The organism is Kibdelosporangium phytohabitans, assembly GCF_001302585.1.
GTDB lineage: Bacteria > Actinomycetota > Actinomycetes > Mycobacteriales > Pseudonocardiaceae > Kibdelosporangium > Kibdelosporangium phytohabitans.
Genome location: NZ_CP012752.1, coordinates 5,974,207 through 5,989,339, shown reverse-complemented (window position 1 = coordinate 5,989,339; position 15,133 = coordinate 5,974,207). Strand labels below are relative to the sequence as shown.

Below are 15,133 nucleotides of genomic sequence, written 5' to 3'. Positions count from 1 at the left end.
CGAACACCCGGTTCGCGCGGGGCAGACCCATCACTGTCTTTACTGCACGACCAGCGCGTAGTCCGCGTCCGTCGCTGTCGTCTCCACGTGACCGTCCGCGTTGATCTGGCTGGCGATCACGTCCACCTTCCACGCCCCCGGCGCCGCCGAGTCCAGCAGCACGTTCTCCACCGTGTCCACAGTGTTCGGTGAACCGCCCGGAGTGGACTGGGTGCCCGCCGCCAAACCGTTGTTGCCGTAGTACACCGTGCCGTTCGGCGCCGTCACGCGCAGCGTCAGGTCGTTGACCCGCGTCACCGACGCACTCGGGCTGCCCGCCGGGTCGGTGTAGACCAGCGTCGCCTTCAACGGCTTCGCCGCCGACACGTTCACGGTGTAGCTCTTGGTCTGGCCCTGCGTCAGCAGGTCCGTCTCGTTGACCAGGACCGGGAACTTCCAGCCGTTGGCCTTCGCCACGTTGTAGGCGTTGCCCACACTCGCACTACCCCAACCCTGGTGGGTCCGGGTCATGTCGTGCTCGGTGCCGGAGAACGGGTACTGGTTAGCCGTGTTCACCAGCAACGCCTTCGCCGTCGAGGCATGCGGCCGGGACGTGAACACGTCACGCGCCTTGCCGGGCGCACCGTCGAACACACCGTCCGCCCACATCTGGAACAGCAGGCCCGCGTTGCCACACGTGATCGGCGTGGCGCCACTCGTGCCACCGAACGACGTCGTGTACGACGTGTCACTCGACGACGAGGTCGTGTCGATCGCGTCGTAGTAGTTCGACAACTCCGGCTTCAACCTGCCGTCCGCCGCCGGGCCGATACTCGCACCACGGTTCCACCTGTCGTCCGTGCGCGACAACGTGTTGTAGTGGTACTGCCCGCCCACCGACAGCACGTTCTTCGCCCACGCCTCCGGCCGCGAGTTGCGCGTGCCCGCGTTGGACTGCGACTGGCAGATCAGGATGTCGTGGTCGAACACGATCTTGTCCATCGCCGCCGACACCGTCGTGTACGCCGTCGTCAGCGTGCTGCCCCAGCTGTTGCTCTGGAACACCGCGCGGTAGTTGCCCGTCGGCGCCACCAGCTCACGCGTGTGCGCGTACCGGTCCGGCTTGTTGTACGTCGCGAAGATCCCCTGCCCCTCGGGCAGGAAACCACGCCGTGCCGCACTCGCGCCCTGGGCGAAGATCTCACCGTAGGTCGACGTGCCGTGGCTGGTGTCGCTGGAGTTCGAGCCGTGCATGACCGGCGGCCGGGCACGGAACTCCTGGTGCGTGGCCCGCAGACCACCGTCCATCACCTCACCGCGCACGCCCTGCCCGCGGTACCCGCCGGCGGTCTCGATCGCGTTGGCGCCCGAGGCCTCCCGCGCGGTGTTGATGTCCGTCTCGGGCGCGGACAGCGCACCGATGGCCAGCACCTCCGGCAGCTTGCTGATCGCGGCGACCTGCCCCGCGCCCACCGACACCGACAGGTGCTGGCGGCTTTCGGAGATCACCTCCACCTGCCCGCCCGCGCGCCGGACACGCTCGGCGACCGCGTTCTGGTCGGCCGCGTCCGGCTCGACGAGCGTGACAAGGTACGGCCCGGACGCGGCGGCCCTCGACGCCGGTATCGTCGCGGTCTCGACCTTGTCGGCGGGCTGGTAGTCACCGAGCCAACGCACGAAATTCAACTCGGACACTGATTTCTTTGTCGACGTACCCATCCGCACGACATACGTGAAATCAGGAATGTACGTACCGATTCGAGCGCCCAGCGAACGCAATTGCGCACGCTGGGCGTCGGTCAGAACACCGCGGAACTGAACGAGATACGCGCCGTTGCCGGACTCGGCAGCGGCGGCCCGCGAACTGGTCCTGGTCGGATCGAAAGTCCGATTGGCCAGGTAGATGAACTGGGCGTCCTGCGGTGTGTCGGAGCCGACCGCGTTGATGACGCCCGTGGCCATCAGTGCGGCGGCGAATACGGAACCCACAAGCACGCCGCGTCGTGACCGCAGCATGAAACAACCTCCGGATCGCAGCAGGGAGTGCCCGAACAGGAGGAAAGGCCCGGGCAGATCACCGACGGTACCGACCGGTTGACATTCGGTCAGCCGCCAAACGGCCTACCGGAGAATGTGTGAAAAACTGGGAAAAACTCCCGTCTCCATGCTGGCGGGAAAGGAAATTCGCCGGAACCGATCGTCATTCATTTGACCTGGCCACGGTTCCGTCACTTGAGGATTAAACTAGATTCGCAGTATCAGGCACAGCGCGGCGTCGCCGGCCGGCTGTGGCGACGATGGCGGACACCGCGTCGTGGGTGGCGAAGTCGGCCTCGGCCAGCACGGTGTTGTCCGTGAGCGTCACCGTGTCAGGGGCCGTGCCGGGGTCGGCGTCCCAGTAGTTGCCGGCGAACACGACGTGCTCGAGCGGCGGTGACACCTCCAGCACGACGGGTTTGTCGTTGCGGTGGATGACGTTGCCCTGCACGGTCACCCAGGAGGCGCCGTAGTCGGTGTACAGCGCGAAGTTGTACGGGGTGACGGTGTCGCGCACGACGTTGCCGCGGATCAGCGCGCCGTCCGCGTGCGAGGTTCCTTGCGTACCCGCGATGTAGATGCCGCCGCCGTCGGCGAGGACCTGCATGGTGTCGTGCACCAGGTTGTCGAGCACGTGGGTCGACGTGCCGTCGTAGACGACGATCCCCGCGTGGGGCACGTCGCCGATCTCGTTGTGCGCGATGACGGTGCCGCTCGTGCCCGCGAGCAGGATCGCCGGTGATCCGTGGTAGTCCAGGCCGATGTCGTGGATGTGGGTGTCCTCGATCCGGCAGTCACGGGCGCCGCCGCCGATCACGGCACCGCCACCGGCGACCACGTCGATCACGCTGTCGCGCACGACATTGCCCGCGCCGCCCTGCACCTCCAGCGCGACCCCGCCGAGACGGGTCAGCCGGCAGCGGTCGAACGTGACGCCCGAGCAGCCGTGCAACCGCAGCGCACCGGGCATGCTCGCCGCGTCGGCCGGGACCTTGACCTGGCCCGCGCCTTCGGCGAACGTGACGGTCATGATCTCGCCGCCGTCGTAGTAGCCGTTGCCGTGGTAGTGCAGGAATCCCCCGGGCGTGTTCGGCCGCAGCCAGGTGGCGTCGGCGAACGTGATGCCGCGGAACACGACATCACGGGCGTTGTCGGCCCGGAGCAGCGTCTCCAGCACGGGAACGGTGACCTCGCCGACAGCCTCGCCGGGGCGCGGGAGGTAGTGCAGCACGCCGTCGGCGACCGCGAACGTGCCCTCGGTGAGGAAATCCGGGCTGTTCTCGATCGAGGTGGGGGTGTCGGCGCCGTTGTTCTCCCCCGCGCCGGGACCGTCCCAGCTGATGATCGACTGGTAGAGCTCAGCCGCCCAGCCGAACGCGGGCTGGGCCATGGTGATCGCCGTCCCGTCGACGCCCGTGACCGGGCAGCGGGCGTGCGACCACGGGTACACGCCCTGGTAGACCATCTCCATCTCACCGCGCCACCGCTGTGGCTCGGTCATCTCGTAGCCGCTGTCGGTGCGGGCCAGTGGCTGATCGAGCGTCCGCGACGCGCGACCGGCACGGCGCCCGGCCACATAGAGCTGACGCGGTGACAGTCCCGGGACGGGAGCCGTCCAGACACCGTCCTCTCCCCTGCTCCAGTCGCTGACGGTGTGCCCGCCGCTGAGGACGACCTGCTCGCCGTCGTGCGCTTGAATCGTCACACCGGAGTCCCGCTCGGACAGGGTGATCGGTTCGGTGAGGCGGTAGGTCCCGGCGCGCAGGGTGATCACGCCGCCGGGCCCGGCCAGTTGCCTGGCTCGCCACAACGTGGCCAACGGCTGGTCGATGGTGCCCTGGGCGGTGTCGTCACCGGACGGATCGACGAAGAACGGCATAACTGTCCCCTCCATGGTTTATGGCGTATACTAAAGATATACACCATAAACAACAGGGGGAGTCAAGTGCCGGACCCGGAGCGCAGCACCGAACTGCTGTGGGGCACGCGAGCCAGGCGCGGGCTCGACCTCGACACGATCGTGCGGACCGCGGTCGGCATCGCCGACGCCGAAGGCCTCGGCGCGGTGTCCATGCGGCGGGTGGCCCAACAGCTGGGGTTCACGTCCATGTCGCTCTACCGGCACGTGCCCGGCAAAGCCGAACTGGTGGACCTGATGCGCGACGCGGTCATGCCCCCACCCGCGCCGGACGAGGACGCGGCCGATTGGCGCACCGGCGTCGAGACGTGGGCACGAGCGAGCCTGGCGCTCTACCGCGAGCACCCGTGGCTGCTGGAATCCGGCGGATCGCGGACCGTGCCCGGCCCCAACACGATCGCCGGGTTCGAACGGGCACTGGCGCTGGTGGCGGCCACCGGCCTGCCGCCGGCGCAGATCGTGGCGGTGGTGACGCTGGTCGGCGGGTTCGTGGAAAGCGCCGCCCGCCAAGTCGTCGAGGTCACCGCCGCCGAGCGGGACACCGGCGTGACCCACGAGGAGTTCTGGGGCTCCCGCGGGTCGCTGTTCGAGCACCTCGACCGGTACCCGACGTTGAGCCGGATCTACGCGGAAGGCGGGTACGACGAGCCGCTCGACCCGTTCGAGTTCGGCCTGCAACGCGTCCTCGACGGCATCGCCACCCTCATCCGTGATGAAAGTCGTGATGATTCGCGGTCGTGTGTGGTGTGCGGAACACCCGTCGAAACCACCGGCAAAGGCAGGCCGAAAGCGTACTGCTCACGCGCCTGCCAGCAACGCGCCTACCGCGACCGCACCACGGGCTAGTTGTATGAGGCCGTGACGTTGGTGACGCCGGTGTGGAGCCGGGTTGCTGGTGGCTGGTTTCCGGCGGCAGTGTGGGGTCGATGATAGTTGTAGTGGACGTTCCATATCGTCAGGGCGTTGGTTCGTTGTTGTTCGCTGGTCCACTCTCGGCTGTAGAGGAATTCTTCGGTCAGGATCCGGTTGTAGCGTTCGACTTTGCCGTTGTGGCGGGGTGTGTAGGGCGTGATGCGCTGGTGGCGGGCTCCACGCAGCACGGTGGCGAAGTGGGTGGCTTTGTAGCAGGCGCCGTTGTCGGTGACGATGCGGTCGATGTGGGTGATGCCGTGCGCGGCGAAGAACGCGCGGGCGCGGTGGGTGAACCCGATCGCGGTGCGGGCTTTCTCATCGGGCAGGGCTTCGGTGTAGGCCAGCCTGGAGAATCCGTCCACCGCGGAGTGGAGGTAGGTGTAGCGGGCCCGGCCGCCCCGGCCTCGGCCTCGCCGGGCTTGTTTGGCCTGCTCGCTGTCACGGCCGTGGACCCGCCAGCCGCCGCCGTCGGGGATCTGGCCGACCTTCTTCACATCCAGGTGGACCATGTGCCCGGGCCAGCGGGCGATGATCGTGCGGGGTGCCCGGTTGCTGTCCCCGCTGGGGTCGAGGAATTTCCGGTGGTGCAGGCCGAGGTGGGCCAGGTGACGGCTGACGGTCCGCGCCGAGATGCTGGTGCCGTCGGTCGCGAGTTCCAGCGCGATCCGGCGGGCTGAGTGCTTGCCATGACGGCGGAGGTGTTCGATCCGGGCGATGACCTCGCCGGGGGTGGCGGTGGGCTGGTGGTGCGGGACACTGGGTCGGTCGAGCAGCCCGGCCTCGCCGTGCTGGCGGTAGCGGTTGACCCATTTCGAGGCGCATTGCCGCGAGATACCCATCTCCGCGGCGACATGGGCGATCGGACGGGTGCGGCAGCGTTTCACGAGACGGCGACGGCCTTCGACAGACAGCGGGGCGTTACGGTGGAGCACAGACGGGTCTTTCTGTTCGGCGGACGAGTGACGTGGTAGTTCTCATCCTGCCGCTGAAAGACCCGTCCCCAACCTCAGGCCCCACCCGGCGTCAACAACCTCATGACCCGCAACAGCTAGTGCCGCCCGCGCCTACTTCCCGGTCGTCCCACCGACCACGGCGTCCGAACCGCCCGCCGAGGACCGCTTCCCGTTCTTCTTCGTCGGCTTCGGCGGCACCACACTCGCCAGATCACCGCCGTTGTCGTTGGTCCGCAGCACGAACGGCCGCGTGTCGGTGTACCGCACCACCGACACCGACGCCGGATCCACCACGATCCGCTGGAACGAATCCAGGTGCTGCCCCAACGCGTCCGCCAGCACCGACTTGATCACATCACCGTGGCTCACCGCGATCCACACCGCGTGCCCACCGTGCTCCTCGGTGATCCGCGCGTCATGCGCCCGGATCGCCGCCACCGCCCGCGCCTGCACGTTCGCCAAGCCCTCACCACCGGGGAACACCGCGGCCGACGGGTGCTGCTGCACCACACGCCACAACGGCTCCTTGCCCAGCACCGACAGCTTGCGGCCCGTCCACTCGCCGTAGTCCACCTCGGACAACCGCGCGTCCGTCACCACCTGCAAGCCCCTGGCCGCCGCCAACGGCGCCACCGTCTGCTTGCACCGCAGCAACGGCGACGCCACGATCGCCGCCACCGGCACGTCCGCCAGCCGCTCCACCAGCTTCGCCGCCTGCTTGGCGCCCGAGTCGTCCAGCGAGACCTTCGGGGTACGCCCGGCGAGCACACCGGAACCGTTCGCCGTCGAGCGTGCGTGCCGTAACAGGATCACCGTGGCCATGATCCCGACCTTACGTGGCCGGAATGGCGTTGGTAGCCAGCAGCACCATCAACAACACACCCAGCACGATCCGGTACCACACGAACACCGAGTACGTGTGCTTGCCGACATACCGCAGCAACCACGAGATCGTCGCGTACCCCACCGCGAACGCGATCACCGTCGCCACGATCATCTGCGCCGTCGACGCGTGCGGCCCCGGACCCGTCTTGTCCATCACGTCCGGGATGCTGAAAATCCCCGCACCGAACACCGACGGCAACGCCAGCAGGAACGAATAGTCCGTCGCCGCCTTGCGCTCCAGCCCCAGGAACAAGCCCGCCGTCAACGTCCCACCCGACCGCGACACACCCGGCACCACCGCCATCGCCTGCGCGAGCCCCATCGTGACACTGTCGCGCATCGTCAGCTTCGTCCGCACCTGCTTGCCCAGCTCGTCAGCCACCGCCAGCACCACCGCGAACACGATCATCACCGTCGCGGTGATCCACAAGTTCCGGAACGTCGAACGGATCTCGTCCTTGAAGACCACCCCGATCACCGCGATCGGCGCCGACCCGATGATCACGTACCACGCCATCCGGTACTCGTCGGTCCGCCGCGCCGCCGCGTCGAAGATCCCCTTGAACCACGCGCCGACCAGCGTCCCGATCTGCTTCGCGTAGAAGATCAGCACCGCCAGCTCGGTCCCCAACTGGGTGACAGCGGTGAACGACGCCCCCGCGTCGGTCCCCCACCCCAGCGTCGACACCACCCGCAGATGCGCCGACGACGAAATCGGCAGGAACTCGGTCAGCCCCTGGACCAGCCCGAGAACGATCGCCTGCAACCAGTCCAAACCCGCTACTCCCAACCCGTCCTCGCTGCTGCACCCCTGCCGCAGGGAATCTTGGCCTACGCCCGATCGCGGCCGACCATGGCCCTTGCCCGGCCCCGGTGATCCCCAGCCCTTAGGCTCACGCTCTGTGGAGTATCGACACCTCGGCCGCAGCGGCCTGCGGGTGTCCCGGCTCGCCCTCGGCACGATGACCTGGGGCCGGGACACCGACGCCGACGAGGCCGCCAACCAGCTCGCCGCGTTCACCGAGGCGGGCGGCACCCTCGTGGACACCGCGGACGTCTACGCCGAAGGCGAGTGCGAACGGATCCTCGGCACCCTCATCGGCACCACCGTCCCCCGCGACCAGGTGATCATCACCACCAAAGCCGTCGCCCGCCGCACCGAGGGCCCCTTCGGCGGCGGCGCCTCCCGCGGCGCACTGCTCACCGCGCTCGACGGGTCTCTGCGCCGCCTCGGCATCGACCACATCGACCTCTGGCAACTGCACGCCTGGGACTCCGCCGTGCCACTCGACGAGACCCTCGCCGCCCTCGACACCGCCGTACGCAGCGGCAAAGTCCGCTACACCGGCGTGTCCAACTACTCCGGCTGGCAACTGTCCACCGCCGCCACCATGCAACTCATGTCCGGCGGCGCCACCCCCATCGTGTCCACCCAGGTCGAATACTCACTGGCCGAACGCGGCATCGAACGCGAAGTCGTCCCCGCCGCCGAACACCACGGCATCGGCATCCTGCCCTGGGCACCACTGGGCCGCGGCGTGCTCACCGGCAAATACCGCAACGGCACACCCGCCGACTCCCGCGGCGCCTCCCCGCACTACGCCCCCTACGTCGAACACCACCGCACCGAACGCGCCGCCCGCATCGTGCAAGCCGTCGCCACCGCCGCCGACGGACTGGGAACGTCCCCGCTCGCCGTCGCGTTGGCCTGGGTACGAGACCGCCCCGGCGTCGTGGCACCCGTCGTCGGCGCCCGCGACACCGGGCAACTCGCCGGATCGCTCGCCACCGAAGACCTCACCCTGCCGACAGCCATCCGCGCCGCACTGGACGACGTCAGCGGGATCGAACTGGGCTACCCGGAGCAACGACTCGGGTGAAGCTTGCCATCCACACGTGACCTGGCGTACGGAATCGGGGATGCTGGGTGAACTGGACGTTACTGACGGAGGTTGCTGTTGCGTCGGCTGATAGCCGCAGGAGCGGGATTGGCACTGCTGGCCGGATGTGCGCAGAAAGCCGAACCACGCGACGAACTACAGGCCACCGACACCGTGACAGCGGCCGTCGCGGCCACGTCACCGGCCACATCGGCCCCGGTCGGCACCGTCGTCCCCCTCGCCGAGAAGATCACCGCCATGGTGGCCGTCCCCCAAGCGCGCACCATCGCACTGGCCACCCCGGACCCGGCGCTGCTCCTGCTGAGCCTCGACAACCCCGCCGCGCCCGCCCGTGAAGTCACGCTGCCCGGCCCGGCCACCGCGCTCAGCGCCACCACCGACAGCGTCCTGGCCTCCATCGGCTCCGCCAAGCAGATCGTCACCGTGCCCCTGCCCGACCCCGCGGCCCTCAACGCACAACCAGTCCACGGCGCGCCCGGCACCGCCGCCACCTCCGGCGACCGCACCCTGGTCCCCCTCACCGACACCAAAGCCGTCGACGTCCTGCGCCGCGGCGTCACCGAGAAACGCATCACCGGCAGCGTGTTCAGCGCCGACCAGGTCCTGACCACCGGCCAGAATGTGGTCGTGCTTGACCGGCTGCGCACCGCGTTGTTCGATATCGACCTCGCCGACGGCACCGTCGGCGCCGGCCAACGCGCGGGCGCGGGCGCCACCAACGCGACCACCGACCGGTACGGCCGCGTGCTCGTCACCGACACCCGCGGCGGCGCGCTCCTGGCCTTCACCACCAACCCGGTCATGCTCCGGCAGCGCTACCCCGTGCCCGGAGCGCCCTACGGCATCGCATACGACCCGAAACGTGACCTCGCGTGGGTCACCCTGACCGAGCGGAACGAGGTGGTCGGCTACAACGTCGCCGGTGGTGAACCCCGCGAAACGCACCGGTTCGCCACTGTCGTGCAACCGAATTCGGTGTCCGTCGACCCGGACAGCGGGCGTGTCCTCGTCGCGTCCGCGACCGGTGGAGGAGTTCAGGTGATGCAGCCATGAACGATGGGGTGGTTGAAGGGGATTGGGAGTACCGGCCGCTGAAGCTGCCACCCGGGGTGTCCCGGGTCAGCGCGGCGGTCCAACTGTCGATCCAAGCGGAATTCGCCGGGTGGGAGCTGTCACGCGTACGGCTCTACGCCGACGGCACCCGCAAAGTCCTGCTACGCCGCAAACGCCCGAGAGCAGGCGTCCCCGGCCTGATGATCTAGCCCACACACACACGGGCCGACCAGCACCCCGGTACCCACCCGGGGCGCCACTGACTGCCGCGATCTGCCACTGTGGGGATCATGAACCACCCGCGGCCCCTGACCGACGACAACCCGCTCCCGGACGCCATCGGCGCGCGCCTGCGCAGCCAGCTCGGCTTCCTCATCGAAGCCGACCGGCTCAAGACGATCCTGCGGCAGTCCCCGCTGGCCGCCACCGACCGCCGCGAGAACGACGCCGAACACTCATGGCACCTCGCCATGATGGTCGTCGTCCTCGCCGAGCACGCCGACGAACCCATCGACGTCGGCCACACCGTCAAACTCGTCCTCGTCCACGACCTCGTCGAGATCTACGCGGGCGACACCCCGATCTACCACCCCACCATGGGCGCCGACCAGGCCGAACGCGAAGCCGCCGCCGCCGACCGGCTCTTCGCACTGCTGCCCGCCGACCAAGCACGCGAGATCCGCGCCCTGTGGGACGAGTTCGAAGCACGCGAGACCGCCGAAGCCCGGTTCGCCAAAGCCATGGACCGCCTCCAGCCCCAACTGCTCAACTGGATGGCCCGCGGCGGCACCTGGCTCTCCCCCGGCATCACCGCCGACGACGTCCGCGCCCGCAAAGCCGTCATCGGCGACGCCTCGGCACACCTGTGGGACGCCAGCAAACACCTCATCGCCGAAGGCGAGCGACGCGGCTGGGCCCGCCCCGGCCACACCCCCGTGCAGTAGCGTGCCGATCATGACCTTGCGGTGCGCGATCCTCGACGACTACCAGGGCGTTTCGCTCCAGCTGGCCGACTGGGACGCCCTCGCCGGACAGGTCGACGTCACCGTGCACCGCGAGCACATCGACAACCAGGACCAGCTCGTCCACACGCTCAAAGACCAGCAGATCGTCGTCATCATGCGCGAACGCACCCCGTTCCGCGCCGACCTGCTGCACCGCCTGCCCCACCTGAAACTGCTCATCACCAGCGGCATGCGCAACGCCTCCATCGACCTCACCGCCGCCGCCCAGCGCGGCATCACCGTCTGCGGCACCGCCAGCACCTCCACCCCACCCGCCGAACTGACCTGGGCACTCATCCTCGGACTCGCCCGCCACCTCGTCACCGAGAACAACGCCTTCCGCACCGGCGGACCATGGCAAAGCACCGTCGGTACCGGCCTGGCAGGCAAGACTCTCGGCCTCATCGGCTTCGGCAAGATCGGCATCCAGGTCGCCCGCGTCGCCCGCGCGTTCGACATGCACGTCACCGCCTGGAGTGCCAACCTCACCGCCGACCGCACCGACCCCGAAGACGTCCGCCTGGTCAGCAAAGAACAACTGCTGACCGGCAGCGACATCGTCTCGGTGCACATCGTGCTCAGCGACCGCACCCGCGGCCTCATCGGCGCCGGCGAACTGGCCCTCATGCGCCCCGGCGCCCTGCTGATCAACACCTCCCGCGCCGCCGTCGTCGACCAGCACGCCCTGGTGGAGGCGTTGCGCGCCCACCAGATCGGCGGCGCCGGACTCGACGTGTACGACCAGGAACCACTCCCGGCCGGCCACCCGCTGCGGACCCTGCCCAACGTCCTGGCCACACCACACCTCGGCTACGTCACCGACGGCAACTACCGCACGTACTTCCGCGAAGCCGTCGAGAACATCCAGGCCTTCATCGCCGGAACACCCACCCGCACCCTGACGTGAATTTGTACCCGTCTTGTATCCCTTCTGGTCAAGCTGCGCCGTACTGCCTTGACAAGGAGGACGGACATGCGGATCAAGTGGGCCGCCACGATCGCGGCCACAGCGGCGGCAGCCGCCATCGCCACGGCCGCACCAGCACACGCACTCGCCACCGTGGACATGGAGAAGGTGCTCCTCGCGGCACAGATCGACCCCCGGCGCGCGGACTCCGCGATCACCCCCGGCGCCAAGGACCACGTCCTGGCTGTGGAACAGGCGCTGCAGGCCAAGGGATTCCTCGCCGCGCAGTACGTCGACGGGCACTTCGGCACGTCCACCACCACGGCGTACACCAACTACCAGAAATCACTCGGCTGGACCGGACTGGACACCAACGGCATCCCCGGCCAGACCTCGCTGGAGAAACTGGGCGACGGACGCTTCACCGTCACCCGCGTCGTGACCGCGGGCAGCAGGATCGCCTACCAGGGCAAGACCATCAACACCCGCACCAGGGACATGCTCAAAGCAGCCGAGACACGGCTCGGCCGGACCCTGACCATCACCCAGGGCTCCTACAACCCGGGCGGCGTCGGCGCCTCGGGCGGCACCCACGACGGCGGCGGCGCACTGGACATCTCGGTCTCGGGGATGTCGGACGCCACCAAGACCGACGTCGTCCGGAAACTGCGCGAAGCCGGCTTCGCCGCGTGGTGGCGCAAACCGTCACAGGGCCCCTGGGAACACCACATCCACGCGATGGCCGTCTCCGACCCCCAGCAGTCCCCCGCCGCGTGGCACCAGTCCGGCGACTACTACCTCGGCAAGAACGGCCTGGCCAACGGCGCGGCCGACGACGGCCCGCAAGTCACCAAACGGACCTGGGAAGAAATCAAACGAGGCTGACCCGACAACCAGTCAACCAGCGAAAACACCCGCTCTACTGTACCGGCCGACCGGTACAGTAGAGCCATGGTCAACTCCCGCGAACGCCTGCTCGACGCCGCCACACGGGTACTGCTGGCCCACGGCGCGGACCACCTCACCCTCGCCGCCGTGGCGACCGAGGCCGGCGTCAGCAAAGGCGGGCTCTTCTACCACTTCGCCACCAAACAGGCACTCGCCGAAGGCCTGATCGACCGGCTCGTCGGACAGTTCGACACAGCCCTCGGCGCCGCGGGCGACCACCCCGGCGCCGCCACCCGCGCCTACCTCGACAACACCGTGTCCACCAGGCACACCCGGGCAGGAACCGAGGCCGACCGCGCCGCGACCGCCTTGCTCGCCGGACTCATCGTCGACCCCGAGTCCCTCACCCCACTACGAGCCGCGTACACCCGCTGGCAGCACCGCCTGGAACACGACGGCATCGACCCCGCCGTCGCCACCGCGGTCCGGCTGGCCGTCGACGGCTGGTGGATGGCACGCCTGCTCGACCTCGCACCACCCGGCAAGACCCTGCACAGCCAGACCCGCGCCCTGCTCACCAGCCTGATCGACGGCCGGCACGGATGACGGCACCAGAGCAGACACCCACCTGGATCAAGCGGTCGATGCTGATCACCGACATCGGCTTCCTCGCCTACTGGATCGCCACCGCCGTCCAGGTCATCCCGCCGTACGCACAACGCGTGCTGATCGACTGGAACTGGTCGTTCCTCATGCTCGACGTACTCGCCGCCGGCACCGGCCTGGCGTCCTTACGCCTCCGCACAGCCACACGCGGGTTGCAGCTCGTCTCACTCGCCCTGACGCACGCCGCCGGCCTCAACGCCCTCATGTTCTGGGCACTGCGCGGCGAGTTCGACCCCGCCTGGTGGCTGCCGAACCTCTGGCTGACGCTGTTTCCCGTCGCCGCTGTCACCGTCCTGCTGCGCCACCGGCCCACGACCAGCGCCGGAACGACGTAATCAACACAGCGACGACAAAAATCGACACTGTGTCGACTTTTACCCCTGGGGAGCAGCTCGGCTCCTCCCGCCCCCCAGGGGAAGCAATGCAGAACTGGCCCATCACCGGCGTCAGCACGGGCCTCGGGCGCGCGTTCGCCCAGTCCGCGCTGACCGCCGGGCACACCGGCCTCGGCACGGTCCGCTCCCAGGAAGACCTGCGGGCCTTCGAACACCGCAAGCCCGGCTCGGCCCACGGGCGCATCCTCGACGTGACCGACGAGAACGCCGTCTCGACCGTGATCACGGAGACGGAGAACGGCATCGGCCCGCTGGATGTCGTCGTCGCCAACGCCGGCTACGGCGTGGAGGGCACCTTCGAGGAAACCCCGCTGACCGAAGTGCGACGGCAGTTCGAGGTCAACGTGTTCGGGGCAGTGGCCACGCTGCGGGCGGCGCTGCCCCACAGGCGCCGGCGCCGCCGCGGCCACCTCATCGCCGTCACCTCGATGGGCGGGCTCGTGGCGTTCCCCGGCATGTCCGCCTACTGCGGCAGCAAGTTCGCGCTGGAAGGCATCCTCGACGCACTGGGCAAGGAAGTCGCGCAGTTCGGGATCCACGTGACCGCGATCGAACCCGGTTCGTTCCGCACCGACTGGGCCGGGCGGTCCATGTCGCGTGCCGCGCGAACCATCGACGACTACGACGAGCTGTTCGACCCCATCCGCGAACGGCGGCGCAAAGCCAGCGGCAACCAGCTGGGCGATCCGGCGAAGGCCGGGGACGCTGTCGTGCACATCACCGCGGCCGAGCAGCCGCCCACCCGCCTCGCCCTGGGCTCGGACGCGCTGCGCCTGGTCGCCGCCGCGCGCACGGCCGTCGACGAGGAGATCCGCGCGTGGGAGACACTGTCGCGGACCACCGACTTCCCCGACGGTGCCCAGCTCTGATGCCCGGTCACGATCCGGCGCGCGGCCGCCGTGCCACCGAACGCAAGGGCGACGTCCGCGAGCGGGCCATCCTCGACACGTGCGAATCCCTGCTGGCGGACAAGGGTTACGACGCGATGACCGTCGGGGACATCGCCAAGGGCGCCGGGATCACCCGTGGCGCCCTGTACTTCTACTTCGGCTCCAAGCAAGAAGTGGTCACGGCACTCGTGGCACGAACCGTGGCACACCTGTGGGCGCGGTCCCGGGTCGCGGCGGAGGCGGACGAGCCACGCCAGGCCATCGAGGCGGCCATGCAGCGCACAGTCGAGCTGTGGAACGCGCACGGCCTGGTCATGCGCACGGCGATCGACCTGTCGTTGACGGTGCCGGAGATCGGCGAACTGTGGAGCCACACAGCCGATCTGTTCATCACGGCCATCACCGCCGTGCTGGAACGCGCCGGTGTCCAGGCAGGCAACGAACCGCACCAGGCGTCGGCGATGGCACGTGCCCTGTGCTGGATGATCGAGCGGACCTTCTACCACGCGTCCCAGGAGCCGCGTGAGAAGTTCCACGAGGCGTCCGCGACGTGTGAACACATCTGGCTGACCTGCGCCGGCCTGACCGCCTGAACCCGGCTCCTCCGCTGTCCGAGGCGGGTGTCCGTATTTTTGTCACAATATAATTCACAGTGTCCGTAGTACTGGGTGGAGTGAACGATAGGGTTGCCCGGTCGGTGTGGGTCCAACAGCGCGGCAAACCCGGCGTTTCCTTGTCATGCCTG

16 protein-coding genes are annotated in these 15,133 nt (G+C 68.7%); 11 read left to right on the top strand and 5 right to left on the bottom strand.

What is annotated here, in order from left to right; all coding sequences use genetic code 11:
• Positions 1 to 39: 39 nt before the first annotated feature.
• Both AOZ06_RS27000 and AOZ06_RS26995 read right to left on the bottom strand, forming a co-directional pair.
• The gene (locus tag AOZ06_RS27000; protein ID WP_054291962.1) at positions 40 to 1,995 is read right to left on the bottom strand and encodes a S8 family serine peptidase; all 1,956 of its coding nucleotides are present in this window, start codon (positions 1,993 to 1,995) and stop codon (positions 40 to 42) included.
• Between the two features lie 223 nt (positions 1,996 to 2,218).
• Entirely contained in the window at positions 2,219 to 3,910 is a 1,692-nt protein-coding gene (locus AOZ06_RS26995; protein ID WP_083471961.1) for a right-handed parallel beta-helix repeat-containing protein, read from the bottom strand.
• Between the two features lie 51 nt (positions 3,911 to 3,961).
• Here AOZ06_RS26995 and AOZ06_RS26990 point away from each other — a divergent pair, with 51 nt between their 5' ends.
• The gene (locus AOZ06_RS26990) at positions 3,962 to 4,780 is read left to right on the top strand and encodes a TetR/AcrR family transcriptional regulator (protein ID WP_083471960.1); all 819 of its coding nucleotides are present in this window, start codon (positions 3,962 to 3,964) and stop codon (positions 4,778 to 4,780) included.
• On the opposite strand, the gene AOZ06_RS26985 is transcribed toward AOZ06_RS26990, so the two are convergent.
• The 3 genes from AOZ06_RS26985 to AOZ06_RS26975 form a co-directional block, all read right to left on the bottom strand.
• The gene (locus AOZ06_RS26985; protein ID WP_054287937.1) at positions 4,777 to 5,778 is read right to left on the bottom strand and encodes an IS481 family transposase; all 1,002 of its coding nucleotides are present in this window, start codon (positions 5,776 to 5,778) and stop codon (positions 4,777 to 4,779) included. The two genes, AOZ06_RS26990 and AOZ06_RS26985, sit on opposite strands and share 4 nt — an antisense overlap.
• A 132-nt stretch (positions 5,779 to 5,910) precedes the next feature.
• Positions 5,911 to 6,621, bottom strand: a complete 711-nt coding sequence (locus AOZ06_RS26980; protein ID WP_054291960.1) for a histidine phosphatase family protein — start codon at positions 6,619 to 6,621, stop codon at positions 5,911 to 5,913.
• Between the two features lie 10 nt (positions 6,622 to 6,631).
• On the bottom strand, positions 6,632 to 7,459 hold the full coding sequence (locus AOZ06_RS26975) for an undecaprenyl-diphosphate phosphatase (RefSeq protein WP_054291959.1): 828 nt from the start codon (positions 7,457 to 7,459) through the stop codon (positions 6,632 to 6,634).
• 127 nt (positions 7,460 to 7,586) lie between these two features.
• On the opposite strand from AOZ06_RS26975, the gene AOZ06_RS26970 reads away from it, so the two are divergent.
• The 10 genes from AOZ06_RS26970 to AOZ06_RS26925 all read left to right on the top strand — a co-directional run bounded on the left by AOZ06_RS26970 (position 7,587) and on the right by AOZ06_RS26925 (position 14,981).
• The gene (locus AOZ06_RS26970) at positions 7,587 to 8,564 is read left to right on the top strand and encodes an aldo/keto reductase (protein ID WP_054291958.1); all 978 of its coding nucleotides are present in this window, start codon (positions 7,587 to 7,589) and stop codon (positions 8,562 to 8,564) included.
• 78 nt (positions 8,565 to 8,642) lie between these two features.
• Entirely contained in the window at positions 8,643 to 9,638 is a 996-nt protein-coding gene (locus AOZ06_RS26965) for a YncE family protein (RefSeq protein ID WP_225952918.1), read from the top strand.
• Positions 9,635 to 9,847, top strand: coding sequence for a DUF5703 family protein (locus AOZ06_RS26960; protein WP_054291956.1), 213 nt, complete (start codon positions 9,635 to 9,637; stop codon positions 9,845 to 9,847). The genes AOZ06_RS26965 and AOZ06_RS26960 overlap by 4 nt, the downstream gene beginning before the upstream one ends.
• Positions 9,848 to 9,928: 81 nt before the next feature.
• The gene (locus AOZ06_RS26955) at positions 9,929 to 10,582 is read left to right on the top strand and encodes an HD domain-containing protein (RefSeq protein ID WP_054291955.1); all 654 of its coding nucleotides are present in this window, start codon (positions 9,929 to 9,931) and stop codon (positions 10,580 to 10,582) included.
• 16 nt (positions 10,583 to 10,598) lie between these two features.
• Positions 10,599 to 11,549: a D-2-hydroxyacid dehydrogenase family protein gene (locus AOZ06_RS26950; protein ID WP_218922146.1), complete on the top strand. Its 951-nt coding sequence runs from the start codon at positions 10,599 to 10,601 to the stop codon at positions 11,547 to 11,549.
• 66 nt (positions 11,550 to 11,615) lie between these two features.
• Positions 11,616 to 12,434: a hypothetical protein gene (locus AOZ06_RS26945; RefSeq protein WP_054291954.1), complete on the top strand. Its 819-nt coding sequence runs from the start codon at positions 11,616 to 11,618 to the stop codon at positions 12,432 to 12,434.
• A gap of 66 nt (positions 12,435 to 12,500) precedes the next feature.
• The gene (locus AOZ06_RS26940) at positions 12,501 to 13,043 is read left to right on the top strand and encodes a TetR/AcrR family transcriptional regulator (RefSeq protein ID WP_054291953.1); all 543 of its coding nucleotides are present in this window, start codon (positions 12,501 to 12,503) and stop codon (positions 13,041 to 13,043) included.
• Positions 13,040 to 13,438 (top strand): DUF5360 family protein, encoded by a 399-nt coding sequence (locus AOZ06_RS26935; protein ID WP_054291952.1) that lies wholly within the window; start codon positions 13,040 to 13,042, stop codon positions 13,436 to 13,438. The genes AOZ06_RS26940 and AOZ06_RS26935 overlap by 4 nt, the downstream gene beginning before the upstream one ends.
• A gap of 86 nt (positions 13,439 to 13,524) precedes the next feature.
• A complete protein-coding gene (locus AOZ06_RS26930) occupies positions 13,525 to 14,367 on the top strand; it encodes an oxidoreductase (RefSeq protein WP_054291951.1) in 843 nt (280 codons plus the stop codon).
• Positions 14,367 to 14,981 (top strand): TetR/AcrR family transcriptional regulator, encoded by a 615-nt coding sequence (locus AOZ06_RS26925; RefSeq protein WP_054291950.1) that lies wholly within the window; start codon positions 14,367 to 14,369, stop codon positions 14,979 to 14,981. The genes AOZ06_RS26930 and AOZ06_RS26925 overlap by 1 nt, the downstream gene beginning before the upstream one ends.
• Positions 14,982 to 15,133 lie beyond the last annotated feature (152 nt).